The following is a 24,258-nucleotide window of genomic DNA, read 5'->3' as shown; positions in this document are numbered from 1 at the left end:
CCTCCTCTCGTGACGGCGGGTGAGCGCCTCAGGGTGCGGCGGTGTCGAAGCGCTCGGGGCGGAACGGGTGCAGATCGAGGGGAGGTTCGGCGCCGCTCATGCAGGCGGCGACGATCTGTCCCGTCACCGGCGCCAGGCCGATTCCCGCGCCCTCGTGGCCGCAGGCGTGCAGAAGGCCGGGGACGCGCGGGTCGGGCCCGATGGCGGGCAGATGGTCGGGCAGGTAGGGGCGGAAGCCGAGGTAGGTGCGGATCGCGCGTACGGTGCCGAGGACGGGGAACAGCCCGGTGGCCCCGGCGGCGAGTCGGCGCAGGACCTCCGTGGAGAGGGTGCGGTCGAAGCCGACGCGCTCGCGGCTGGCGCCGATGAGGACGGGTCCTGCGGGGGTGCCCTCGACGACGGCCGAGGTCTGGAGCGCGGCGGAGCCGCTGGCGACGTCGGCCACGTAGTCGGCGGCGTACACCTTGTGGCGGACGACGCGCGGCAGGGGTTCGGTGACGAGGACGAAGCCTCGGCGGGGCAGGACGGGCAGGTGGGCGCCGGCGAGGTCGGCGAGGGTGCCGCCCCAGGTACCCGCGGCGTTGACGACGTACGGGGCGTGGAGTTCACGGGTGGCGGTCCGCACTCCGCGGACCGCTCCGCCCGCGCCGGTGAGGAGGCCGGTGACCTCCTCGCCCAGCGCGAGGCGGACCCGGTCGCCGGCGGCTCGCAGGAGCTGCGCGGCGGCGTGGGCGGGCATCACCTGGGCGTCCTGGGGATAGTGGACGCCTCCGGCGAGGCCCGGTGCGAGGTGGGGCTCCAGGTCGTGGAGCCGCTCACCGGGCACCTCGTGTGCGACGACACCCGCTTTCTCCTGGCGGGCCGCGAACTCCCGCAGGGCGCGCAGTCCCGTCTCGCCGGAGGCGACGACCAGGCCGCCCTTGGCCTCGTACTCGACGGCGGGTGGGAGCCTGTCGGCGAGTTCGGTCCACAGCGCGGTGGAGAGGAGGGCGAGTTCGAGTTCGGGGCCGGGTTCCTTGTCGGAGACCAGGAGGTTGCCCTCGCCCGCTCCGGTCGTGCCGCCGGCGACGTAACCTCGGTCGACGACGGTGACGGAGAGGCCGGCGAGGGCCGCGTAGTGGGCGCAGGCCGCGCCGACCACGCCGGCGCCGATGACGATGACGTCCGAGGTTTGTCTCGTGAGCACGGCAGTAATATTTCACATTGCACAGTGGCTGCCAAGACCTCTACCGCGACAGCCGCCAAACCCTCTCCCCCACACCCCCGCTCCCTGACCCCCTTCCGGACACGGATGAGTAACGGCCTCCCCGACACCTTGTCAGTACAATTTCACATTACTATGTTACCGGTCACATTCCAGCCGCTCAGGCTGTCCGACTGCTCCCCCGGAGTGACCCGTCATGAACATGCGCACGCGCACCCTGGCCACGGCCCTGGTGACGACCCTGACTCTCGCCGCCACCGGCTGCTCCGGCGGAGGCACCTCCGGGGGCGACCGGACCGGCCGGAACCCCGCGACCACCCACACCGGAGCGGTCCTCGGCGGCACCCCGCAGAAGGGCGGCACCCTCACCGTCCTCTCCAACCAGGACTTCACCCATCTCGACCCGGCCCGCAACTGGGTGATGGGCGACATGGACTTCGGCACCCGCCTGCTCTACCGCGCCCTCGTCACCTACAAGGCGGAACCCGGCACCAAGGGCGGCGACCTGGTCCCCGACCTCGCGGAGAACCTCGGCGTCTCCTCCAACGGCGCCAGAACCTGGACCTTCACGCTCAAGCCGGGACTGAAGTACGAGGACGGCACGCCGATCACCTCGCAGGACATCAAGCACAACGTGGAGCGGTCCTTCTCCCCCGACCTGCCCGGCGGCCCCGACTACGCGGCCCGCTACCTCGCCGGCGCCGAGGGCTACCAGGGCCCGGCCGGCGGCAGGCACCTCGCCTCCGTGAAGACCCCCGACAGCCGCACGATCGTCTTCGAACTCCGCACACCCTTCGCCGAGTTCCCCTTCGCGGCCACACTGCCCACCTTCGCGCCCGTGCCGCCGTCCCAGGACAGGGGGCCCCAGTACGACAACCGGCCCTTCTCCTCGGGCCCGTACAAGGTCGACTCCTACGCCCGCGACAAGCAGCTCGTCCTCGTCCGCAACACCCACTGGGACCCGAAGACCGACCAGGTGCGCAAGGCGTACCCGGACCGGATCGTCGTCACCATGGGCCTCAAGGCCAACCAGATCGACGACCGGCTCATCGCCGCCACCGGCCCGGACGCCTCCGCCGTCCCATGGGACAAGCTCCGCCCGGAGTCCACCCCCAAGGTGCTCACCAAGCCGGACATCAGGGCCCGTCTCCTCGCCGAGTCGACCAGCTGTACCGAGATGGTGCAGATGCACACCGGGCGTGCTCCCTTCGACGACGTCAAGGTCCGGCAGGCCGTGCAGTACGCCCTGGACCGCGAGGCCGTCCTCACCGCCTCCGGCGGCCCCGCCCTCAACGACCCGGCCACCGCGCTCATGCCGGGCGTCCTGTTCGGCGGCAAGCAGCCCGACACCCTCGGGATCCCCCTCACGGGCGACGTCCCCAAGGCGAAGGAGCTGCTCAAGGAGGCGGGCCGGGCGGACGGCTTCACCACCCGCATCACCGTCTCCAACGGCGACAAGGCCGTCGGCGAGGCCGTCCAGCAGTCCCTCGGCCGGGCCGGGATCAAGGTCATCATCGAGACCGTCGACCCCTCCGCCTTCTACGACACGATCGGCGACACCAAGAACCGCACCGACCTCGTCTACACCGGCTGGTGCCCCGACTACCCCTCCGGCTCCACGTTCCTGCCGTTCGTCTTCGACGGCCGCTTCATCAAGGAGAAGGGCAACTCCGGCAACCACTCGCTCTTCCGCGACGACGCCACGATGAAGCGCATGGACGAGATCGCGGCGATGGCCGACGCCACCCAGGCCGCCAAGGCCTGGCGGGAGCTCGACGCGGCGATCCTCGCCAAGGCGCCCACGGCGCCCGTCGTCGTCGAGCGCAAACCCCTCCTCATCGGCACCAACATCGCCGGCGCCTTCGGCCACACCTCCTTCGGCGGCCAGCTCGACTACGCCACCGTCGGCCTCAAGGACCCCTCGAAGAGCGGGAACTGAGGCCGGCCGTGACCACCACCCCGCCCTCTCCGATGGCCACCGCACCGCCGCCGTCCTCCGAACCCACCGCCCCGCCGTCCCCCGCCCGCACGGCCCACGGCCCCTGGCGGCTCGTCCGTGCCGAACTGCGCCGCCGCCCCGCCGCCCGCCTCTCCCTCGGCGTGGTCGCCTTCTTCGCGCTGCTCGCCGCGGCCGCCCCCCTGGTCGGCGCGCTCGGCGGCTGGGGCCCGGACGAGTTCGACAAGACCGCCGTCGACCCGTACCTCGGCGGGCTCCCCATCGGGCCGCTCGGCGGCGTCTCGGCCGAGCACTGGCTCGGCGTCGAACCCGTCACCGGCCGCGACCTGTTCGCCCGGGTCGTGCACGGAGCCCAGGTCTCGCTGCTCATCGCCTTCTCCGCGACGGCCATCGTCGTCGTCGCGGGGACGGCGGCCGGCGTCGCCGCCGGCTACTTCGGCGGCCGCACCGACACCACGCTCTCCCGGCTGATGGACCTCACGATGTCCTTCCCCTCCCTCGTCTTCATGATCGCGATGATGTCGGTGGCCCGGGACGTCGACCGGATCGTCCTCATGACCGCCGTCATCGGCCTCTTCGGCTGGCCGGGCATCGCCCGGATCGTCCGCGGCCAGACCCTGTCGCTCAAGCACCGCGAGTACGTCGACGCCGCCCGCGTCGGCGGCTCCGGCCCCCTGCGCATCCTCGTCCGCGACATCCTCCCGGGCGTCGCCGGACCCGTCATCGCGTACACGACCCTGATCGTCCCCGGGATGATCGCCACCGAGGCCGCCCTCAGCTACCTCGGTGTCGGCGTCCGCCCGCCGACGCCCTCCTGGGGCCAGATGATCGCCGAGAGCGTCGCCTACTACGAGACGGACCCCATGTACTTCGCCGTCCCGAGCCTCTGTCTCTTCCTCACCGTGCTCGCCTTCACCCTGCTCGGCGACGCGCTGCGCGACGTCCTCGACCCGAGGGGAGGCGGCGCGTGATCCTCTACCTCGGCCGGCGCCTCCTCGGCGTGCTCGGCGTGCTCATCGCCATCGCCGCCGTCACCTTCGCCGTCTTCTACGTCCTGCCCTCCGACCCCGCCGCCGCGGCCTGCGGCAAGTCGTGCAGCACCGAACGCCTGGAGGCCATCCGCGCCAACATGGGCCTGGACGCCCCGCTGTGGCGGCAGTTCGCCGACTTCGTCACCGGCATCTTCACCGGCCGCACCCTGGGCACCGGCCAGTACGCCCTGCACTGCGACTTCCCGTGCCTCGGCTACTCCTTCGAGAACAGCCAGGGCGTGTGGGACCTCCTCGTCGACCGGCTGCCGGTCTCCGCGTCGCTCGCCGTCGGCGCCGCCGCCCTCTGGCTGCTCCTCGGCCTCTCCGCCGGCGTCACCGCCGCACTCCGCAAGGACACGCTCACCGACCGCGTCCTGATGGTCGGCGCGGTCGCCGCAGCCTCGCTCCCCGTGTACTTCACCTCGGTGATGCTGATCTACGGGCTGATCCGGGTCACGGGCCTGCTCCCCTACCCGCAGTACGTGCCCTTCGGCACCGACCCCCTCTCCTGGGCCTCCAACCTGCTGCTCCCGTGGCTCGCGCTCGCGCTCCTGTACGCCGCCATGTACGCAAGGCAGAGCCGGAACGCGATGATCGAGTCGATGGCGGAGCCGTACATCCGCACCGCGCGCGCCAAGGGCCTTCCGCGCCGCACCGTGGTCGTCAAGCACGGTCTGCGCGCCGGGATGACGCCGATCCTGACGATCTTCGGGATGGACCTCGGAGGGCTCCTCGCGGGCGCCGTCATCACCGAGTCCATCTTCGGGCTGCCCGGCATCGGACGGCTCTTCTACGGCGCGCTGTCGACCGGGGACCAGCCGGTCATCCTCGGGGTGACGCTGCTCGCCGCCACCTTCATCGTCGTCGCCAACCTGGCCGTCGACCTCCTGTACGCCGTCGTCGACCCGCGAGTGAGGTACTGATGGGCGACTCCGCCTCCCTCCTGTCGGTACGGGACCTCACGGTCACGTTCCCGACGAAGCGCGGCCCCGTCCGGGCCGTCGACTCCCTCGCGTTCGACGTGCTGCCCGGCCGGACGCTCGGCATCGTGGGCGAGTCAGGCTCCGGCAAGTCGGTCACCTCCCTCGCCGTCATGGGCCTGCACACGGGCGCCGAGGTCACCGGCTCCGTCACCCTCGCGGGGCGGGAACTGATCGGCCTGTCCGACCGCGAGCTGAACGGGCTCCGCGGCCGGCGGATGGCGATGATCTTCCAGGACCCGCTGTCCAGCCTCCACCCCTACTACACCGTCGGCGAGCAGGTCGCCGAGCACCACCGGGTGCACTTCGGCTCACGCCGGGCCGTCGCCCGGGAGCGGGCCGTCGAGGCACTCGCCGAGGTCGGCATCCCTGAACCCCGGCGCCGGGCCGGTGAGTACCCCCACCAGTTCTCCGGCGGCATGCGCCAGCGGGTCATGATCGCGATGGCCCTCGTCTGCGAACCCGACCTCCTCATCGCCGACGAGCCCACCACCGCGCTCGACGTCACCGTCCAGGCCCAGATCCTGGAGCTGATCGCCCGCCTCCAGCAGGAGCGCGGACTCTCCGTCGTCATGATCACGCACGACCTCGGGGTGGTCGCCCGGGTCGCCCACGACGTGCTCGTCATGTACGGCGGCCGGGCCGCCGAACACGCCACCGTGGACGCCCTGTTCGCCTCCCCCGCCCATCCGTACACCCGCGGCCTGCTCGACTCGCTGCCCCGCCTCGACGACCCCGACGACGCCCCGCTGCGGGCCATCCCGGGCAGCCCGCCCTCACTGCTCGAACCGGCTCCGGGCTGCGCGTTCGCACCCCGCTGTCCCCGCGCCGCCGCCGGCTCCGAGGAGGAGCGGACCCGCTGCGCGACCGAACGCCCCTCCCTCGGTGGCCCGGACGGACACCCGGCCGCCTGCCACTTCCCCGCGTACGAAGGCGTCGCCCCATGACCACGACCGCACCGCCCCTCCTCCGCGTACGGGACCTCACGATCACGTTCCCCGGCCGCCGCAGGGGCGCGGCCCCGATCCGGGCCGTCGACGGCATCGGCTTCGACGTGGCGGCGGGCGAGACCCTGGGCCTCGTCGGCGAGTCCGGCTGCGGCAAGTCAACCACGGGCCGCACGATCGTGCGGCTCCTCGAACCCACCGCCGGCTCCGTCTCGTACCAGGGAAGGGACATCAGCCACCTCTCACAGCGGGCGCTCAAGCCGCTGCGGCGCGACCTCCAGATGGTCTTCCAGGACCCGCACTCCTCCCTCAACCCCCGGCAGACCGTGGCCCGGATCATCGCCGACCCGCTGCTCGTCCAGGGCGGCACGGCGGCCGACGCGCGCAGACGCGCCGTGGAGCTGATGGAGCTGGTCGGGCTCATCCCCGAGCACATCGACCGCCACCCCCACGAGTTCTCCGGCGGACAGGCCCAGCGCATCGGCATCGCCCGCGCCCTGGCCACCAACCCCCGGCTCGTGGTGGCCGACGAACCGGTCTCCGCGCTCGACGTCTCCGTCCAGGCGCAGATCGTCAACCTGATGGAACGGCTCCAGCGCGAACTCGGACTCGCCTACCTCTTCATCGCGCACGACCTCTCCGTCGTGAAGCGGGTCTGCGACCGGGTGGCCGTCATGTACCTGGGCCGGATCGTGGAGATCGGCACCAGGGAACGGGTGTACGGCGCCCCGGCGCATCCCTATACGCGGGCACTGCTCTCCGCCGTACCGCTGCCGGACCCGGCGGCCGAGCGGAGCCGGGAGCGGATCACCCTGCTCGGCGACCCACCGAGTCCGGCCGCTCCCCCGCCGGGCTGCACCTTCCATCCGCGCTGTCCCAAGGCACGGGAGATCTGCCGGACCGAGGCACCGCCGCTGCGGACCCTCGCGGCGGGCGAGGCGCGTGAGGTCGCCTGCCACTTCCCCGAGGGCGTCTGAGCACGCGAACGCCCCGGGCGAGCACACCGGCGCCCCGGTCCCGCGTGCGCGCGGGACCGGGGCGCCGGTGTGCTCAGGACGAACGGGCCGCCTTGTACAGGGCGGTGGCGACGGCAAGGTCCTCCCAGGCCATGCCCACGCTCTTGAAGAAGCGCGGACGCCCGGCCGCCGGCTCCCCGCGCCCGGCCACCAGGTCGACGAGGTCGCCCGCGATGTGGTCGGGCCCGATCGCCCCTTCGGCGATCGGGACGAGCAGGTCCCCCGCCTCCCGCAGCGCTGCCGTCCGCGCCTCGACGTAGACCTCGGACCTGGCCACGAGCGCGGTGTCGGTCTCGCGCGCGGTCGGCTCGTGCGAGCCGACGGCGACGACGGTGGCGCCGGGTGGGACCAGGGATCCGTCGAAGAGCGGTTCCCGGGCCGTGGTGCAGCAGACGACGAGGTCGGCGCCGGCCACCTCGTCGGGCGTACCGGTGCGGGCCAGGACGCCGAGGGTCCGCGCGTAGCCGGCGAGGGCGCGCCCGCCGACCGGCTCGCGTGCGACGACGACCGCCTCGGCGACCTCGCGGGCGGTGAGGACGGCTTCCAGATGTCCGTACGCCTGAGGGCCCGCCCCGAAGAGGACGAGGCGCAGGGGCCGGTCGGCCGGGGTGAGGGAGCGGACGGCGAGGGCGGAGACGGCCGGCGTGCGCAGCTCGGTGAGCGCGGCTCCGTCGAGGAGGGCGAGCGGCCGGAGGTCGGCGCCGTCGAGCAGGAGGTAGGAGCCGGTGATACGGGGCAGACCGCGCACCGGGTTGCCGGGGGCGACTCCGGCGATCTTGACGCCGGCGAAGGAGTCGAAGGCCGCCGGCATCAGGAGGAGTTCACCGGCGGGGACGGAGACGGCCGTGCGGGGAGGTCCGGCGTCGGGGTCGAGCCCGGCCCGCAGGACGTCGGCGAGGACGTCGGTCACCGCCGCCTGGCTCATGAGGCGGGCCATCGTCGCGGCGTCGAGGAGGAGGGGCGGGTTCACAGGAGGAACCCCGCTCCCAGGTCGTCGTCCGGGTCGAGGACGAAGGCGTGGGTGCCGGTGCGGTGGGTGCTGCCGCTGACCTCGGTGATCCCCGCCGCCAGGAGGCGTCCGGTGAACACGGTGCCGACGACGGACTCGTGCCGCAGGGTGTCCCCGACGGCGAGCCGGCCGTCGTCGCCGAGCAGGACGAGGCGTGCGGAGGTGCCCGAGCCGCAGGGTGAGCGGTCGATCTGCCCGTCGGCGAAGACGGTGACGTTGCGCTGGTGGAGTCCTTCGGGGGTGTCGGGGAGCTCCTCGTACAGGATGACGCCGTACACGTCGTGCCCGGCGAGCGCGGCGCGGATCTCCCTTCCGGCGCGGACGAGTTCGGGCAGGGTGGCCACCGAGACGCCGAGGCCGAGGTCGCGGGCGGCGACGGAGACGTAGAGGGCGCCGGAGTCGGCGAGGTCGGCGTCGACGGTGCCGAGCGCGGTGGTCACCTTCACGTCGCGGGCGACGATGCGGGTGGGGACGTTGCGGAAGGTGACGCCGGTGGTGCGGCCGTCCGCGCGGTGCACAGCAGCGGTGACCCGGCCGGAGGGCACGTCGATCCGTACGGAGACGTCGCCGTCGTCGGGGGCGGGGACGCGCCCCGTGTCGACGGCCCAGGCGCCGAGGGCCATGGTGCCGTGGCCGCAGGCGGTGGAGTAGCCGTCCTTGTGCCAGAACAGCACGCCGAAGTGGGCTCCGTCGTCGTCGGGCGGCACGACGAAACCGCCGTACATGCCCGCGTGCCCGCGCGGCTCGCGGGACAGGAGGCGGCGCAGGTCGTCGAGGGGGCCGGGGCGCGGGTCCGTGCCCGATCCGCCGGTCCTGAGGGCGGTGGCCCGGCGCTCGGCGACGGTGTCGCCGGGGACCGGGGGCAGGTCCTCGTCGACGATCCGGAAGGGTTCGCCGGCGGTGTGGTAGTCGGTGGTGCGGACCGTGTGCGGGGTGGTGCTCACGAAGTACGGCCTCCGGGAGGGGATTTCGGGTGATGCGCCGGGCCGGTCCCTCCGCGGGGAGGAACCGGCCCGGACAGGATGGGCCGGGCCGGGGCGGCCGGGGCGGGTCAGCTGCGGAGGGGGCCCTCACAGCTGAAGCCGGCCGTGCCGGCGACCCGGGTGGACCAGATGTCGATCGGCCCGAAGGAACAGTTCATGTCGGCCAGGTTGTTGGATGCGGCGCCCGCGCGGTCGAGGATGAAGTAGTCGACCGTCTCGGACATGTCCTTGAAGTTCTGGTCCGCGCTGCCCGAGTTGGACAGGTTGGCGGTGATGCGGCCGGTGCAGACGAACCGGCGCTTGCCCGGCTCGCCGTTCTCGACGCAGTCGGGGGTGTTGTAGGTGGCGGTGGCGAAGGTGGACCTGACCGTGGCCAGGGCCGCGTCACGCAGCTGGGCGTTGGGGGTGAACGTGGTGTTGGGGACGTGGAGCGTGTCGACCTGGGCGATCTGGGTGTCGAGGAAGCGGTTGTAGTCGCTCTGGAGCCCCGCGTCGGAGCCGAGACGGACGCGCCAGGCGTCGTACGCGGCGACGTCGTTGTTCCGCAGGTGGGTGTACATCTCGCGGATCAGGGAGGGCTTCTCGTTCCAGAGGAACTCGAAGAACGTTCCCGCGTAGTTGTAGAAGCGGAAGCCGTCGCCGTCGTAGGTGGCGTTGAGGATCTGCCGGAGGTTCATCCGGGGGCCGCCGCCCGCCGTGTCGTTGATGATGCCGCGGACCAGGGACTTGCGGACCTTGATGCCGTCGCTGCGGGTGGCGCCGTCGAAGAACTCGGCGGTGCCCTCGTCCATGAAGGTGGTGCGGTCGCCCTGGTACCAGGGGCCTTCGCCGAAGAAGCCGGGGACGGCGTAGCGGCCATTGAGGTAGTGGGTGTACTCGTGGCGGAAGAGCTCTTCGAGCGTCAGCGAGGAGTCCTGCGGGACGCGGCGCTGGTAGGTGTAGAAGGTGGCGCCGCGCTCGATGTAGATCCCGCCGTTGTTGGTGCCCATCCCGGTCAGGATGGGGTGGTAGTTCTCGTAGTCGGCCCGGGAGCCGTACAGGACGATGGTGAGGGTGGTGTTGGGGTCGCCCGCGAGCGGCTGGTCGGTGCCGACCACACGGTGGAACTGGGCCTTGACCTGCTTGCTCGCGTAGTACAGCTGGTCGACGGTGGCCCGGTCGAGCCCCGTGCGGACCTTGATCGCGCCGTTGTCGTAGGTGTACGTGTACGGGAAGATCTGCGCTTCGATGTCCGCCTTGCAGACGCCGTACGGCTTGCACGCGTCGAAGTAGTTGAGCCAGGAGACGACCTTGGCCCACTGCTGGCTGCCCCGGCCGAAGGTGGTGACCGTCTGGCCGAGCAGGCCGCCGAGTCCGGCGGTGATCTCCGTCCGCAGGCTGGGGATCTCGCCGAAGCGGCCGTACTCACCGAGGGCGTCGCGGGCGACCCAGTCGTTGGCGGTGCCCTTCAGGTGGGCGTAGCCGGCGAAGGCCTTGAAGACGGCGCGGTACGCCGGGTCGGCGGCCGCCGCGGCCTGGAAGGCGGCGTCCTGGTTGCCCGGGTAGACGCCCAGGTAGTTGACGGAGAGCGCGGCGAGCGCGGCCCCCGCCCAGGACGGGTCGAGGTGGGTGGCGGTGTGCGAGGGGTCCATGGTGGCGAGGACCCGCTTGATCAGACCGAGCTGGTGCTGCCGGAGCCCGGGGGCGCTGGCCGCGTAGAGGGCCTCGCGCAGGGTGAGGGCGTTGTTCTTCGTGACGTCGAAGGTGCGGGCCGCGTTGCCGAAGTCGGCGACGGCCTGGCGGACGGCGTTCACGGTGGGCGCGTCGGTGGTGTCGATCTCGCCGCGGGAGTAGTCGTGGTACGCGACGGCGTGCAGGTAGGTGAACATCTCCTCCAGGTGGGAGGAGTTACGGCCGTCGTGGGCGGCGGCCAGGCCGGATATGCGGCGGGCGACGGCCTGGACGTGGGCGTCGGACATGACGGGCGTGAGCCGGGCGTCCCAGGTCCAGATGAGTCCGCGCAGACAGCCGTCGGCCAGGACGGCGGGGTCGGCGAGGAAGTCGGCGAACTGCTCGGGGCCGAGCCCGGTGATCCCGTCGAGCGTGCAGGGAACGCCGGCGGCGGTCGTCCTGCTGTCGGCGGCGAGGGTGGTCCGCGCGGCGGCGGTGGCGGCGACCGGGGCTCGCCCGGGGACGCGCCCGGTGGCGAGGCTGCCGGGGGCGGGCGCGGGCCCGAAGGTCTTGCGGGGGGCGGTGGCGAGGCGCTCCACCTCGTCGAACGGGTTGGTCCCATGCTCGGCCTGCGGGGCCGGGGCGCCGGTCGAGGCGGCGGGGACGGCGGTGGCGCGGGCGTCCGTGTCGGCCGCGGAGGCCCCGGACTGGCCCGAGGACGCCAGGAGGGTCACCGCGATGGCGGAGGTCAGCAGGGACGAACGCACACGTCTGGGGATGGACAACAGAACTCCATGAGTGGTGGGGGAACGTCATTGGGGATGACGAGAACTGTTGTGGCGCACACGGTGTTTGACGGACGTTCATCGAACCGTGTGCGGTGTAACATAGTAATGTGAAATTGCACTGACAACCCCTGTGCGACCACGAGTTACCCGAGGTCGCCCTCGGCTTGGACCGGCACAGGAACCGTTCGTCCGTATCCTGCGTGACCTCTTGACGTGATGTCGGCTGGTGGCGAGGGAAACGGAGAGAACCGAATGCGGGCTCGGACGACGGTGAACGCGGCGGTGGTGGCCTGCGTGGCTCTGGTGGCGTGTGCGTGCGGCCCGGAACAGACGAAGGAGGACGCGGGGGCGAAGCCTTCGCAGCCGGCCACGTCCACGTCCGCATCCGCATCCCCGCAGACCGAAGAGCCTTCGGCCACACCGTCCGCGTCCGCTCGGACCGAGAAGCCGTCGGCCACCTCGACCGGCGAGCAGCCCTCCCCCAGGACGAAGGAGGGCGCCATCCGGCGTTACGAGCAGTACCTCCACGCCCTCGGCCACGAGGACATCGACACGGTCTGCGCCGTGGCCGGACCCGCCGCGAAGCAGGCGGAGGACCAGGGACTCGGCCCGTGCACGTCGACGTACACCGTCGTGTTCCAGATGATCTCGCCCGCGCAGAAGAAGGCCCTGCAGACCGCGACGGTCGACCCGCGGCGCGTCGTCGTACTCACGCCCGGCAAGATCGAGATGCCGGTCGAAGCGGTCAGGTCCTCCGCCACCTTCTCCGAGAGCGACCTCGGCGACTACACCCTGGAGTACCTCCGGAACGACTGGTACATCACCGACTGAAACCCCCTGCGGGGAGGGGCCGCCACCCCTGTGCGGTGGCACCAGGGCGACGTGGGGCGCATGCATCCGGTGTCGGCCCGAGCCGCGGGGACTCCCCCGCCACCCGGGCCGACACCTCGTCCTCGCGGGCTACTTCACCGAACCGGCCATCACGCCCTGGACGAAGTGCTTCTGGAAGGCGAAGAACACCACCAGCGGGACCACGAGCGACAGGAAGGCACCCGGCGCCAGGACACCGATGTTGCTGCCGAACTGCCTCATCTGGGACTGGAGTGCCACGGTCAGCGGCTGCGACTCGCTGTCGGCGAACAGCAGGGCCACGAGCATGTCGTTCCACACCCAGAGGAACTGGAAGATCGCCAGGCTCGCCACGGCGGGCCGACCGAGCGGCAGGATCAGCCGCAGGAAGATCCGCCACTCGCTGCCGCCGTCCAGGCGAGCCGCCTCCAGCATCTCCTTCGGGATCTCCGCGAAGTAGTTCCGCAGCAGGAAGACGGCGAACGGCAGGCCGTACGCCACGTGGAAGAGGATCACTCCCGCCACGGTGCCGAAGAGGCCCACCGCGCCGAAGAGTTTGGCCACCGGCAGCAGGCCGATCTGGACCGGCACCACGAGCAGGCCGACCACCACGAGGAACACCGCGTCACGGCCGGGGAAGCTGAGCCAGGCGAAGGCGTATCCCGCGAGGGACGCGATGCCGACGACGAGCACCGTCGTCGGTACCGAGATGAGCACCGTGTTCCAGAACGCCGAGACGAGACCGGAATCCTCGAAGAGGGCGCGGTAGTTGTCGACCGAGAGCTGGGCGGGGTCGACGAGCGACGTCCACCAGCCGTTCGAGGCGTTGTCCTGCTCCGAGCGCAGGGAGGAGAGGAAGAGCCCCGCGAGCGGCGTGATCCAGACGAGGGCGACGAGGACCAGGACCGTCTGCACCACGGTGCTGCCCAGCCATCGGGTCGGCCCGGTGCGGCTTCTCGTTCCGGTGCGGCTTCTCCAGCCGGTGCGCCTCGTCGTTCCGGTGCGGCTTCTCGTTCCGGTGTGGCTGCTCATGATCCGCCCTTCCGGAAGCGCCGGATGTTGAAGACCATCGCCGGTACGACAAGGGCGAGGAGCAGCACGCTGAGCGCGCTGCCGAGACCCTGGTCGTTGCCCCCGCCGAAGGAGACCAGCCACATGCGCGTGGCCAGGACGTTGGCGTCCTCCTGGACGGGCCCCGGGGCGATGATGTAGACGAGGTCGAACACCTTCATGACGTTGATGACGAGTGTCACGAAGACGACGGTGAGTACGGGGGCGAGCAGCGGAACCGTGATCTTGCGGAAGATCTGGCCCTCGGTCGCACCGTCCACGCGGGCCGCCTCAAGGGCGTCGCGCGGGATGGCCGCGAGCCCCGCGCCGATGAGGACCATCGAGAATCCGGTCCAGACCCACAGGTAGGCGCCGATGATGGCCGCGGTGACGAGGCTGGGTCCGAGCCAGTCGACGCCGGTGTAGCCGGCGGCGAAGTTGGACGCGGGAATCCGCAGCGTGTAGGCGTCGTCGCCGAGGTCGGCGAAGCGGAAGGAGCCGTCGTCGCCCGTCTGCGTGGATCCGACGACCGATCCTCCGCGGAGCACCTCGACCGTCACACCGGGAAGGCCCTTCTCCTTCGTGTCGATCTGGCCCTGACGACCGCCCGCTCCGGGCGTGAAGTCCAGGTACACGGCACCCGACAGGCTTCCCGCCGCCGGCTCCGGCGTCCGCGCGGGCGCCGCGCTCGGGGGCACGGCCTCGGGCGCGACGCCGACGAAGGGCAGGGCGATGTCTCCCCCGGGGCGGACCTCGGCGGTCGTGTAGCCCTCGCCGGGACTGCCGTCGAGGCCCTTGCCCTCACGAGCCCGCGCCGTCGGATAGGGGGACGGTTCGACGATCGTGTCGTGGACGCCGACGATCGCCGCGTTGAGCACGCCCCGGTCGGGGTTCTGGTCGTAGGCGAGGCGGAAGATGATGCCCGCGGCGAGGAAGGACACGGCCATGGGGAGGAACAGGACGAGCTTGAACGCGGTGGCCCACCGCACCTTCTCGGTGAGGACGGCGAGGACGAGGCCGAGCCCGGTGAGAACCACGGGCGCGACGACGACCCAGATCACACTGTTGCGGAGGGCCTTCTGCGTGGCCGGGTCCTGGAACATCTCCAGGTAGTTGCCCGCGCCCACGAAGCGGTCGCCGCTCGCGTCGAAGAGACTGCGCCCGACGGAGTACACGACCGGGTAGACGACCAGTGCCCCCAGGAGCAGCAGGGCCGGGAGGACGAAGAGCGCGCCGAGGAGGCGCCTTCTGCGCAGGGCACGGCGCCGCGGGTTCGCCGCGGCGCGTGCCTTCGGGGTGTCGGCCATGACCGGGCGGCCTCAGTTCCCGTACGCCTTGGCCGCCGCGGCCTCCAGAGCCGCCGCGGTCGCCTTCGGGTTCGAGGGGTCGCGCAGGAAGTCCTGGAGGATCTTCCACTCGCCGGCGCCCTTGGTGCCGCCGAAGGCGGCGGGAGCCTGGTCGGACATGTCGAAGCGCACCGAGTCTCCGGCGGCCACGAGCGACGCGGCGGTGGCGCGCGTGGTGGCGTCGCCGTAGGCCTCGGGCTTGACGTTCTTGTTCGGGGAGAGGAAGCCGCCGGCCCCGGCCCAGACCTCGGCCGCTTCCGGTGTGGCGAGGAATTCGAGGAGCTTCATGCCGGCCTCGGCGTTCTTGGCGTCCTTGAGGACCACCGCGGCGTCCCCGCCGCTGACCACGGGCGGAGCGCCCGCGCCGACCGCGGGGAACGGGAAGAACTTGGCGTCCTCGCCAGGCTTCCTGCCGAACTCGTCCTTGGCGACGCCGCCGACGAAGTCGCCTTCGTAGACCATGCCTGCCTCGGGCTCCGGGCCGAAGACCTTCTCCACGGAGCCGGGGAAGTCGGTCTGCAGGGCGCCCTGGGCTCCGCCGGACACGAGTTGCTTGTCCTTGAAGACCACGGCGAGCGTCGAGAGGGCCGTGACGACGCTCTCGTCCGTCCACTTGATCTTGTGCTGGGCGAGCTGGTCGTACTTCTCCGGACCGGCCTGGGAGAGGTAGACGTTCTCGAACCAGTCGGTCAGCGTCCAGCCGTCCTCACCGGCGACCGCGAAGGCGGGTCGCCCGGAGTCGGCGAGCGTCCGTCCCGCCGTCAGGAGCTCGTCCCAGCTCTTGGGCTCGTTCACCCCGGCCTGGGACAGCGCCTCGGGGGCGTACCAGATGGTGGATTTGTGGGCCGCCTTGAAGTACAGCCCGTAGTACTTCCCGTCGACCGTTCCGTAGTTCTTCCAGACGGGCGCCAGGCCCGCGGTGGCGGTCTCCGTGGTCTTCTCGGACAGCGGCCGGAGCCAGCCCGCCTTGGCGAACTGCTGGAGCACACCGACCTGCGGGACGAGCACCACGTCGGGGGCGTTGCCGCCCTCGATCTTGCTGCCGACGAAGGTGGAGACGTTGTCGCCCGAGGGCACGAAGACGGTCTTGGCGCCGGTCTTCTCGCTGAAGGCGTCGAGCACCTTCTTGAAGTTCTTCTGCTCGCTGCCGGTCCAGACACCGGCGACGGTGACGGTCTTTCCGCTGAGTTCGCCGTCGGCGGCGGGTTCGGCGTCTCCGCCGCAGGCGGTGACGGTGAGCGCCAGGGCCAGCACGGCCGAGACGCTGCCGGTGGTACGGAGGGTTGTCGCGGCGGATCGTCTCATGACGGTCCATCCTTCCTTCGGGAACGGAATGGAACGGGACGGTGCGGTGCGGGAGGGCAGCGCGCGGGGCGGGGTGGTGCGGGACGGGAGCGCGGGTGGTGCGGGACGGAGAGGGGCGGGTCAGGTGGCGGGGGTGTCGGTGAACCACCAGGCGGCGGTCGCCCCGGGGAGTTCACCGGCCGGGCAGGGTCCGCTGGCCAGCAGCGGCGCTCCGGGCACCGGGGCGGGGACGGTCTCGGAGCCGAAGTTCACGGCGCAGACCAGTCCGTCGCCACGGGCCATCGCGAGGACCTGCGGTGGCGCCTCCAGCCAGCACAGGGTTCCCTCTCCCAACTGGGGCAGCCCGCGCCGCAGTTGCAGCCCTTCGCGGTAGAGGTGCCAGAACGACCGGGTGTCGGCGAGGGCACGGTCGGTGGCGTACTCGGCGAACCACTCCGGTTGCGGCAGCCAGGTGCGCACCCCGGCCGCGCCGTCGCTGAACCCGAAGGGGGACGCCTGGCCCGACCAGGGAAGGGGGACGCGGCAGCCGTCCCGGATCCTGGCGCGGCTTCCCGTACGGCGGAAGATGGGGTCCGTCAGCACGTCGTCCGGCAGGTCGAGCACCTCGGGCAGCCCGAGTTCCTCACCCTGGTAGACGTAGGCGGCGCCCGGGAGTGCCAGCATGAGGAGCGCCGCCGCGCGGGCCCGTGCGGCGCCGACGTGCTCGGCGCCGGGGCCGCCCGCGTACCGGGTGACGGTGCGGACCTGGTCGTGGTTGTTGAGGACCCAGGTGACCGTCGACCCCGTTCCGGCGATGTCGCGGAGGGCCTCGTCGATGACGGCGCGGAAGGCGGCGGCGTCCCAGGGGGCGCTGAGCAGGTCGAAGAAGAACGCCTGGTGCAGCTCGTCCGGCCGTACGTACAGGGCGTGTTCGCGTGCGCTCGGCACCGACACCTCGCCCACCAGCAGCCGCTCGATGCCGTCGCGTGCCGTGTACTCCTCGCACACGGCGCGCCAGCGGCGCCACACGTCGTGGACCTCGGGCTGGTTCCAGGCCAGCGGGTTGACCGAGTCGCGGGTGCGCTCGTCCGCCGTCGGGTCGTCCGAGTCGGGGAGATCGGGATGCTTGTAGAGGCCGGCGGCGACGTCGATGCGGAAGCCGTCGACGCCGCGGTCCAGCCAGAATCGCAGCACCTGCTCGAAGTGCTCGCCCACGCGCGGGTCGCGCCAGTTGAGGTCCGGCTGTTCCGGTGTGAAGAGGTGGAGATACCACTCGCCGGGGGTGCCGTCCGGTTCCGTGACGCGGGTCCAGGCGGGACCGCCGAACATGGCGTGCCAGTTGTTCGGGGGCTCGTCCCCGTCCGGGCCGCGGCCGGCGGCGAAGTGGAACCGTGACCGGGCGCGGCTCCCCGGTCCGGCGGCCAGGGCCTCCCGGAACCACCGGTGCTCGGTGGAGCAGTGGTTGGGAACGATGTCGATCAGCAGCTTGAGGCCCAGCCGGTGGGCCTGGCTCACCACGCGTTCGAACTCGGCGAGGTCGCCGTACACGGGGTCGACGTTCTGGTAGTCCGCGACGTCGTAGCCGTGATCGTGCTGCGGCGAGGGATAGAAGGGGCTCAGCCAGATGCCGTCGACGCCGAGCTTCCTCAGGTAGGGAAGACCGGCGCGGACGCCGGCGAGGTCTCCGACCCCGTCCCCCGTGCTGTCGAGGAAGCTGCGGACGTAGACCTGGTAGATCACCGCGTCCCGCCACCAGGGGGTGGTGGCGTGGGCACGGGGAGGGCGGCCGGCATGGGCCGCAAGAGTGCTGAGCATCTCGCGTCGACCTGTCTGCAGTGAAGGCGAGAGCACCCGATCGGGAGCCTCTGCTATGCATTCATGTTAAGTAGCCATGACGGTGTGGTGTCAACGAGGCTGCACAACTTGCTTGCAATGAGGCCCATCTGGGCAGACCGTATGAACGAAGTGCGGTGTCAGCTATTTAACGGGCAAGTACTCCTGGGCCGAGCGAGGCAGGAAGGACCTCAAGAGCTCCGCGAACCGCCGGAGATGGCACCCAGCTCGCGCGTCAGTCGCCGCACGGCTTCCTCAGGCGTGTCGCGGAGCGCCAGCACGTCCTGGCCGATCGCCTGGACGACCAGACTCACCTGGTCGTACCGCGCGCTCTTGGGGCGGGGCACGGCCGCGAGCACGCTCTCGCGGAGGATCGGGAGATAGGGGTGGGCGGCGACGAGGGTCGGGTCGTCGTAGAGCGAGGCCCGCACCGGCGGCAGGGCGCCCCGGGTCAGGACCTGGCGCTGCACCGGCTCGCTCGTCAGGTACGCGATGAAGTCAGCGGCCGTGGCGGCGTTCCTCGAACGGGCGGACACGGCGAGGTTCGACCCGCCGAGCACGCTCGTGCCCGGCCCGTCGAGACCGGGCAGCGGCACGGCGCCGATGCGTCCCGCGACCTTCGATCCGGGGCCGTTGGCGTCCGTGTAGACGTACGGCCAGTTCCGCAGGAAGAGGAGGCGGCCCTCCTCGAAGGCGGCGCGGGACTCCTCCTCCTTGTAGCGCAGGGCCTCGGCGGGTATCCAGCCCTCACGCAGCCCGTCCGCGAGGAACGCGAGGCCCGCCCGCGCCGCGTCCGAGTCGACCGCGACCGTCGTGCCGTCGTCCCGCAGGACGGTCCCGCCCGCGGACTGGATCGCCTCGGTGACGTTCACGGTCAGCCCCTCGTACGGGAGGAACTGGCCCGCGTACCCCTCGAGGCCGTGCCGGGGAGCGAGGGTGCGCGCCTGCCGGGCCAGCTCGGCCCAGGTCCTCGGGGGTGTCTCGCCGGCCGCGTCCAGGACGTCCTTGCGGTAGTAGAGCAGCCCCGCGTTGGTCACGTACGGGACGGCGTACAGCCTCCCGTCGAACGTGGCCGTGTCGACCACCGGGCGCAGAAAGGCGTCGAGCTCGAAGCGGTCGCGGTCCAGGGGGCTGATCAGACCCGCCGCGGCGAACTCCGAGGTCCAGGCCACGTCGAGGTTGAGCACGTCGAACCGGCTGCTGCCGGAGCGCAGTTCGCTGAGCATCTGCGCCCGGGTCTCGTCGGCCGAGTCCGGCAGCTCGACGAGGGTGACCCGCTCGCCCGGATGCCCGCCGTTCCAGTCGTCGACCAGCGGTGCCAGGTAGCGGGTGAGGTCCCCCGCCGTGACGAACGTCAGCGGTCCACGGCCCTCCGCCGAGGGCTCCACGGGGCGCTGCGCGACATCGGAGTACCCGGCCAGCATGATCGCCGCTGCGAGAATCCCCCTCCTCACGGCCCGTATCCACCGCATGGGTTCCTCCTGGACGTGGTCCCGGACGCGACGTGGACCATCGTGGCATATGTCGAGCCGGGGGAATCGGCGATACTGGACCGCCAGATGACAGCGCCGTCACCTGGTCCTACGGTCTCAGGTCCGGCATCGGGTTCCGGAACGACACAGAAGGGGGAGCGTGTGCGGCAGCAGCTGCTGGCACTCCTCACCCGGGGCCCAGCCCACGGTTACGAGCTCAAGCAGGGCCTTGAACAACTCCTCGGCTCCGCATACCCTCAGCCGAACGTCGGCCAGGTCTACGTGACGCTCGGGCGGCTGGAGAAGAGCGGTCTCATCGAGGGTGAGGATGTCGAACAGTCCGGTCGCCCCAACAAGCGGACGTACCGGTTGACGGAAGCGGGCCGGGACGCCGTCTCCGCGTGGTTCGAGGAGACCGCCGACGAGCCGAGGGTCCGCGACGAGTTCTTCATGAAACTCGCGCTGGCCCCGTTGTCGGGACTCGCCGATCCGATCACTCTGATCAACAAGCAGCGGCGCCGGCACCTGAACACCATGCGCACCCTCTCCAAGCTCGCCGCTTCGGAGGACCGTGGCAACAAGATCGCCCAGCTCCTGATCGAGGGTGCCATGCTGCACCTGCAGGCCGACCTCGACTGGCTGGAGCGTTGTCAGGAGGAGCTGGAATGACAGAAGGTCCCACCGCGGCGACCCCACAGGACACCATCGTGCGTGCCGAGGGTCTGACGAAGACCCACCACGGCGACAGCGCGCCCGTCCAGGCGGTACGAGGTGTGGACCTGACCGTGCGGCGGGGCGAGTTCGTCGCGATCACCGGCCCGTCCGGAGCCGGGAAGTCGACCCTGCTGCACCTCGTGGGCGGTCTCGAACGGCCGGACAGCGGCCACCTGTGGCTGGCCGGGGAGAAGGTCGACGGGTACTCGGAGGCCCGCTGGGCGATGATGCGCCGCCGCCACATCGGCATCGTCTTCCAGTTCTTCAACCTGGTCTCCAACCTCACCGTCGCCGACAACATCGAACTTCCGGCCCTCCTCGCCGGGGTCTCTCCCCGGCAGGCGCGCCAGAGCCGAGCGGAACTCCTCCAGGAACTCGGTCTGAAGGGCAGGGACCGCTCGATGCCCGGAGAGCTCTCCGGTGGCGAGCAACAGCGGGTCGCGCTCGCCCGCGCCCTGGTCAACAACCCGGCGCTGCTGCTCGCCGACGAGCCCGCGGGAAGCCTCGACAGCAAGGGGACCCGCGACGTCGCACGGCTGCTCTCGCGCTTCCACCGGCGGGGCCAGAGCATCCTCATGGTCACCCACGACGCCCGCATGGCCAGTGCCGCGGACCGGGTCATCAGCTTCTTCGACGGACGGACAGCCGACGACGCGACCCTCGGCGACGGCGGCACCGCACGCCCGGGAGTGTCCGGCGTGCTCGAACTGCGAGACTGAGGCGGTACGTCGTGCGGGCCATTCTGCGGTGGGCTCACTCCGACCTGCGCGCCCATCGGGGCGAGGCGCTGTTCGCGGTGCTGGCCAGTGCCGGCGTGATCGCCTCGTTGCTGCTGTCCGCGGCGCTGCTCAGCTATGCCGTCAACCCCTGGCAGCGGGTGTTCAACCAGTCCCAGGGCGCGCACATCTGGCTTCACACCCGCGGTGAACCCGACACGTCCTCACTCGCCTCGCTCGCCTCTCTGGAAGAGGTCTCCGCGCTCTCGGGTCCCTTCCGGACGGCCGACGCCACCGTCGAGGTGGCCGGCGCGCGGGCGCCGGTCGTCCTGCGGGGCACGGCGCCCCAACCGTCCACGGTGGCCCGTCCCCTCGTCACCGAGGGGCGCTGGCTGACATCGGGACCCACCGGCGAGCGGCCGGGCGAGATCGTTCTGGAGAGCACACTCGCGCGGGCGCTGTGGGCCGATCCCGGCGAGACCGTGACGGTCGCCGGCGACGACGGCGCGCCCTTGTCCCTGCGGATCGTGGGCATCGCGGAGAGCGCCGAGCCCCGCTACCGGGCCGGGCAGGGCGCGGGCCTCGCCTGGGTGCTGCCCGGGGAACTGGACCGCGTGGCCCCGACCGGTGCGGGACAGAGCGTCGGGCTGCGGCTCAAGGACCCCGACGACACGGACTACGTCGTCCAGCGAGCCGTGACGCTGCTCGGCGCCCACCGGGTCGAACGAGTGACGAACTGGCAGGAGGCCAAAGCCGACAGGGGAGGCGACGACCAGCTGCTCGGGCAGATGTTCGCCGCCTTCGGCCTGGCCGCCCTCTTCGCTGCCGCGGTCGCCGTCTCCGGAGCGGTGAGGGCACGGGTGCGGGGCCAGCTCAGGGACATCGCGGTACTGAAGGCCGTCGGCTTCACGCCCGGCCAGGTGATGCTGGGGTTCCTCGTCCAGCACCTGGGCTTCGCGGTCCTCGGCGCCGGGCTCGCCACGGCGGCCACCCTGACGCTCGGGCGGTGGATACCGGGCCGGATCGGGGAGGCGGTGGTCCTGTGGCCGCAGATGCCCTGGCACCGGGCGATCGTGGCCGGGCTGCCCGGCGCGGCGGTCCTTCTCATCGGCGTCGCCACCGGGCTCGCCGCCTGGCGGGCCGGCCGGGTACCGCCCGTTCCCACCGCCAGGTCGGCACTCCTCACCGCCGCCCCGATCACCCCCCTCGGCCGCCGCGCCATCGCCCTGCGCCTGTCTCCGGCGCTGGTCCTCGGCTGGCGCTCCGCGTTCTCCGGCCGCGGCCGCGACCTGTGGTCGATCACCAGGCTCGCGCTCCCCATCGCCCTGATGACGGTGGCCCTCGTCGCCTGGTCGACGCTCGAACAGTTCCGCAGCGACCCCGCCCAGATGGGCCGCGCCGCCGCCCTGACCGTACGCGCCGAGCAGCCCGGCCCGGGGGACGATCCGGCGCTCGCACGCGCCCTGTCCTCGGTCCCGGGCGTCGAAGACGTCTTCCCCGGGGCGGAGTTCGTCGCGCTGGTCCCCGGCCAGACCGGGACGATCACCCTGCGCGGACTGGGCAGCCGGAGCCGGCCGTACCCCCACAGCGTCGTCGAGGGCCGGGCGCCGACCGGCCCGGACGAGGCGGTCGCCGGGCAGGGGCTCCTCGACCTCCTCGGCGTACGGGTCGGCGAGTGGGTCCGTATGACGGTCGAGGGCCGCCCGCAGATCCTGCACATCGTGGGCCGCAGCGTCGAACCCGACCAGGGCGGCCGGGTGATCTCCACCCCGCTCGACAGTCTCAGGGACGACGCCCCGGCGATGAGCGCTCGCTTCCACGCACTCGTCCTCCGGCCGGGCGCCGACCCGCGGGCGGTGGCGGCCGCGGTCTCCGGGGCCGCCACCGGAGCCCTGGAGGTTCGTGAGACTCCCACCCCCGCGGACCGGCTGGACACCCCGCGCGGAGTGATCGCGGCGCTCATCGCCGTCCTGGCCTTCATCGCTCTCGTCGAGCTGCTCACCCTGATCAGTACGGGAGTACGCGCCCGGGTGCGCGACCTGCTGGCTCTGCGGGCCGTCGGCCTCACCCCCCGCCAGATCGGCTCGGTGACCGTGGCGGCGGCGGCCTTCACGACACTGGTCTCCGCCCTCCTGGGCACCGGGGCCGGAGCGGCGCTCGGCCGGTGGCTCGTCGACGAGGAGGGCCGCTCCAGCGGCATCGGCGCGGGCATCGCCCACGTGCCCTCGCCGCTCGTCCTGGTGACCCTGATCGCCACGGCGACCGCGGCCGGCGCGCTGGCCGCGCTGGCGCCCGCGGTGAAGACAGCGCGTCGCCGCCTGGTCGACTCGGCGAGCGAGACGCTCTGACGGCGTGGACGGTGATGGTGTCGGCTCCCCAGCTCACCGCTTCTCCCGCATCCGGGGCCGCGCTCCGCGAGGTGCGGACGGTCTCTGCGCACCCGTCCAGGTCACGCCATGACTGCTGGTTCGTACGAGGGCTGTAACAGACTCGGCTTGCCGGTGGACCGACCGCCCCGCGCGGCAACAATACCGGTGTCGCTTGCACAAGGACCGGCTTCGGGCCGGTCACGGGGGAAGAGAGAACGGCATGAACTCGAAGACGGTCAGAGCTGGTTCACCGCGTCGAGGCCTGCGCGGCGCCGTCCTGGGCGCGGCCGTGGTCGCGGCTCTGCTGACGACCACCGCCTGCCAGGGTGACGGCGAGGCCACCGCGTCTCCGGCCGCCTCCGCCCCGTCGAGCGCGGCCCCCTCGGGCTCCGCGTCGGCGGGCGGGAGCACTCCGGCGACCACCGCGCCCACGGGCGACTCCGGGACCGGCAGCGGCAGCCCGGCGGCCACCGAGACCGGGGACAGCGGCGAGACCGGCGGCGGCAACGGCACGAAGTACGAGGACTGCAAGGCGGACGGGCTCACCACCGAGGTCGAGCTCCAGGACGAGCGCGGGGAGACCCCCCGCCACTTCCTGCTCACCGTCACCAACACCGCGAAGACTCCGTGCGTCCTCAACGACGCGCCGCAGGTGCGGCTCAAGGCAGGCGACGACGCCCCGATCGTCGAGTCGCTCGGGGAGCCGGACACCGAGCCCGTGGTCGTCGAAGGCGGCGGCAAGGCCTACGCGGGGCTGTACGTCTTCGGGAACGACGAGGGGGGCGAGGCGGAGTACGACCAGTCCGACCGCTTCACCGCGACCCTGGTCGCCGGTGAGGGCACCAAGCTGAGGGGCACGCTCATCTTCGACCTGCCTGGCAGCCTCGACACGATCTCCGTCGACGACGCGGCGCGGGTGAACGGCTGGGCCGGTACCGAGGGACTCGCGATGCGCCCGATCACCCAGCTCTGAGCAGTGCCGCGGGGACCGTCGTACCCCGTCGCCGGCGGGGTACGACGGTCCCCGCGGGGCGCCCGCCCGGATCAGGGAGCCCCAGCG

Annotated in this window: 19 protein-coding genes; 10 read left to right on the top strand and 9 right to left on the bottom strand. The window is 71.9% G+C overall.

Translation table 11 applies throughout. The features are described 5' to 3' along the window. Positions 1 to 28 precede the first annotated feature (28 nt). On the bottom strand, positions 29 to 1,186 hold the full coding sequence (locus tag ACIP84_RS14650; protein WP_401798099.1) for an NAD(P)/FAD-dependent oxidoreductase: 1,158 nt from the start codon (positions 1,184 to 1,186) through the stop codon (positions 29 to 31). Positions 1,187 to 1,400: 214 nt separating this feature from the next. On the opposite strand from ACIP84_RS14650, the gene ACIP84_RS14645 reads away from it, so the two are divergent. Genes ACIP84_RS14645 through ACIP84_RS14625 form a run of 5 tightly spaced genes read left to right on the top strand, consistent with a single transcriptional unit; the run spans position 1,401 to position 7,096 of the window. Then, on the top strand, positions 1,401 to 3,143 hold the full coding sequence (locus ACIP84_RS14645; protein ID WP_401798098.1) for an ABC transporter substrate-binding protein: 1,743 nt from the start codon (positions 1,401 to 1,403) through the stop codon (positions 3,141 to 3,143). A gap of 32 nt (positions 3,144 to 3,175) precedes the next feature. After that, positions 3,176 to 4,132, top strand: coding sequence for an ABC transporter permease (locus ACIP84_RS14640; protein ID WP_401798357.1), 957 nt, complete (start codon positions 3,176 to 3,178; stop codon positions 4,130 to 4,132). Next, positions 4,129 to 5,115: an ABC transporter permease gene (locus ACIP84_RS14635; protein ID WP_401798097.1), complete on the top strand. Its 987-nt coding sequence runs from the start codon at positions 4,129 to 4,131 to the stop codon at positions 5,113 to 5,115. The genes ACIP84_RS14640 and ACIP84_RS14635 overlap by 4 nt, the downstream gene beginning before the upstream one ends. Then, positions 5,115 to 6,119, top strand: a complete 1,005-nt coding sequence (locus tag ACIP84_RS14630) for an ABC transporter ATP-binding protein (protein WP_401798096.1) — start codon at positions 5,115 to 5,117, stop codon at positions 6,117 to 6,119. Before ACIP84_RS14635 ends, ACIP84_RS14630 begins: the two co-directional genes overlap by 1 nt. Continuing rightward, a complete protein-coding gene (locus ACIP84_RS14625; protein ID WP_401798095.1) occupies positions 6,116 to 7,096 on the top strand; it encodes an ABC transporter ATP-binding protein in 981 nt (326 codons plus the stop codon). The genes ACIP84_RS14630 and ACIP84_RS14625 overlap by 4 nt, the downstream gene beginning before the upstream one ends. Before the next feature lie 73 nt (positions 7,097 to 7,169). On the opposite strand, the gene ACIP84_RS14620 is transcribed toward ACIP84_RS14625, so the two are convergent. The 3 genes from ACIP84_RS14620 to ACIP84_RS14610 all read right to left on the bottom strand — a co-directional run bounded on the left by ACIP84_RS14620 (position 7,170) and on the right by ACIP84_RS14610 (position 11,544). Further along, on the bottom strand, positions 7,170 to 8,105 hold the full coding sequence (locus tag ACIP84_RS14620) for an ornithine cyclodeaminase family protein (RefSeq protein WP_401798094.1): 936 nt from the start codon (positions 8,103 to 8,105) through the stop codon (positions 7,170 to 7,172). Continuing rightward, positions 8,102 to 9,088 (bottom strand): proline racemase family protein, encoded by a 987-nt coding sequence (locus ACIP84_RS14615; protein WP_401798093.1) that lies wholly within the window; start codon positions 9,086 to 9,088, stop codon positions 8,102 to 8,104. Before ACIP84_RS14615 ends, ACIP84_RS14620 begins: the two co-directional genes overlap by 4 nt. Positions 9,089 to 9,195: 107 nt before the next feature. Beyond that, positions 9,196 to 11,544: a collagenase gene (locus ACIP84_RS14610; RefSeq protein WP_401798092.1), complete on the bottom strand. Its 2,349-nt coding sequence runs from the start codon at positions 11,542 to 11,544 to the stop codon at positions 9,196 to 9,198. Between the two features lie 273 nt (positions 11,545 to 11,817). On the opposite strand from ACIP84_RS14610, the gene ACIP84_RS14605 reads away from it, so the two are divergent. Beyond that, positions 11,818 to 12,396, top strand: a complete 579-nt coding sequence (locus ACIP84_RS14605) for a hypothetical protein (RefSeq protein ID WP_401798091.1) — start codon at positions 11,818 to 11,820, stop codon at positions 12,394 to 12,396. Between the two features lie 129 nt (positions 12,397 to 12,525). Here the strand turns inward: ACIP84_RS14605 and ACIP84_RS14600 are convergent, their stop codons facing one another. From ACIP84_RS14600 to ACIP84_RS14580, 5 genes are all read right to left on the bottom strand, one after another. Beyond that, positions 12,526 to 13,446: a carbohydrate ABC transporter permease gene (locus ACIP84_RS14600; protein ID WP_401798090.1), complete on the bottom strand. Its 921-nt coding sequence runs from the start codon at positions 13,444 to 13,446 to the stop codon at positions 12,526 to 12,528. Then, positions 13,443 to 14,771 (bottom strand): ABC transporter permease subunit, encoded by a 1,329-nt coding sequence (locus ACIP84_RS14595; RefSeq protein WP_401798089.1) that lies wholly within the window; start codon positions 14,769 to 14,771, stop codon positions 13,443 to 13,445. The genes ACIP84_RS14600 and ACIP84_RS14595 overlap by 4 nt, the downstream gene beginning before the upstream one ends. Positions 14,772 to 14,783: 12 nt before the next feature. Then, positions 14,784 to 16,115, bottom strand: a complete 1,332-nt coding sequence (locus ACIP84_RS14590) for an ABC transporter substrate-binding protein (RefSeq protein ID WP_401798088.1) — start codon at positions 16,113 to 16,115, stop codon at positions 14,784 to 14,786. Positions 16,116 to 16,235: 120 nt separating this feature from the next. Next, positions 16,236 to 17,909 (bottom strand): glycoside hydrolase family 13 protein, encoded by a 1,674-nt coding sequence (locus ACIP84_RS14585; RefSeq protein WP_401798087.1) that lies wholly within the window; start codon positions 17,907 to 17,909, stop codon positions 16,236 to 16,238. A 209-nt stretch (positions 17,910 to 18,118) separates the two neighbouring features. Continuing rightward, on the bottom strand, positions 18,119 to 19,399 hold the full coding sequence (locus ACIP84_RS14580) for an ABC transporter substrate-binding protein (RefSeq protein WP_401798086.1): 1,281 nt from the start codon (positions 19,397 to 19,399) through the stop codon (positions 18,119 to 18,121). Positions 19,400 to 19,561: 162 nt separating this feature from the next. On the opposite strand from ACIP84_RS14580, the gene ACIP84_RS14575 reads away from it, so the two are divergent. From ACIP84_RS14575 to ACIP84_RS14560, 4 genes are all read left to right on the top strand, one after another. Continuing rightward, positions 19,562 to 20,068 carry a PadR family transcriptional regulator gene (locus ACIP84_RS14575; protein WP_355964545.1) on the top strand — a complete coding sequence of 169 codons (507 nt, stop codon included), beginning with the start codon at positions 19,562 to 19,564 and terminating at the stop codon, positions 20,066 to 20,068. Further along, a complete protein-coding gene (locus ACIP84_RS14570) occupies positions 20,065 to 20,832 on the top strand; it encodes an ABC transporter ATP-binding protein (RefSeq protein ID WP_401798085.1) in 768 nt (255 codons plus the stop codon). Before ACIP84_RS14575 ends, ACIP84_RS14570 begins: the two co-directional genes overlap by 4 nt. Before the next feature lie 11 nt (positions 20,833 to 20,843). Further along, complete coding sequence (locus ACIP84_RS14565) at positions 20,844 to 23,177, top strand: FtsX-like permease family protein (protein ID WP_401798084.1); 2,334 nt, start codon at positions 20,844 to 20,846, stop codon at positions 23,175 to 23,177. A 241-nt stretch (positions 23,178 to 23,418) separates the two neighbouring features. Further along, positions 23,419 to 24,171, top strand: coding sequence for a DUF4232 domain-containing protein (locus ACIP84_RS14560; protein ID WP_401798083.1), 753 nt, complete (start codon positions 23,419 to 23,421; stop codon positions 24,169 to 24,171). The last annotated feature ends 87 nt before the right edge of the window (positions 24,172 to 24,258 follow it).

It is taken from the genome of Streptomyces sp. NPDC088707, from assembly GCF_044752725.1.
Classification (GTDB): domain Bacteria; phylum Actinomycetota; class Actinomycetes; order Streptomycetales; family Streptomycetaceae; genus Streptomyces.
The sequence above is the reverse complement of the archived record's forward strand: the minus strand, read 5'-3'. Positions and strand labels throughout refer to the sequence as shown.

Coding starts and splice junctions, on each gene's coding strand:
- ACIP84_RS14645 (WP_401798098.1), top strand. CDS start 1,401: ATGAACATGCGCACGCGCACCCTGGCCACGGCCCTGGTGACGACCCTG.
- ACIP84_RS14640 (WP_401798357.1), top strand. CDS start 3,176: ATGGCCACCGCACCGCCGCCGTCCTCCGAACCCACCGCCCCGCCGTCC.
- ACIP84_RS14630 (WP_401798096.1), top strand. CDS start 5,115: ATGGGCGACTCCGCCTCCCTCCTGTCGGTACGGGACCTCACGGTCACG.
- ACIP84_RS14625 (WP_401798095.1), top strand. CDS start 6,116: ATGACCACGACCGCACCGCCCCTCCTCCGCGTACGGGACCTCACGATC.
- ACIP84_RS14605 (WP_401798091.1), top strand. CDS start 11,818: ATGCGGGCTCGGACGACGGTGAACGCGGCGGTGGTGGCCTGCGTGGCT.
- ACIP84_RS14600 (WP_401798090.1), bottom strand. CDS start 13,446: ATGAGCAGCCACACCGGAACGAGAAGCCGCACCGGAACGACGAGGCGC.
- ACIP84_RS14595 (WP_401798089.1), bottom strand. CDS start 14,771: ATGGCCGACACCCCGAAGGCACGCGCCGCGGCGAACCCGCGGCGCCGT.
- ACIP84_RS14590 (WP_401798088.1), bottom strand. CDS start 16,115: ATGAGACGATCCGCCGCGACAACCCTCCGTACCACCGGCAGCGTCTCG.
- ACIP84_RS14585 (WP_401798087.1), bottom strand. CDS start 17,909: ATGCTCAGCACTCTTGCGGCCCATGCCGGCCGCCCTCCCCGTGCCCAC.
- ACIP84_RS14580 (WP_401798086.1), bottom strand. CDS start 19,399: ATGCGGTGGATACGGGCCGTGAGGAGGGGGATTCTCGCAGCGGCGATC.
- ACIP84_RS14570 (WP_401798085.1), top strand. CDS start 20,065: ATGACAGAAGGTCCCACCGCGGCGACCCCACAGGACACCATCGTGCGT.
- ACIP84_RS14560 (WP_401798083.1), top strand. CDS start 23,419: ATGAACTCGAAGACGGTCAGAGCTGGTTCACCGCGTCGAGGCCTGCGC.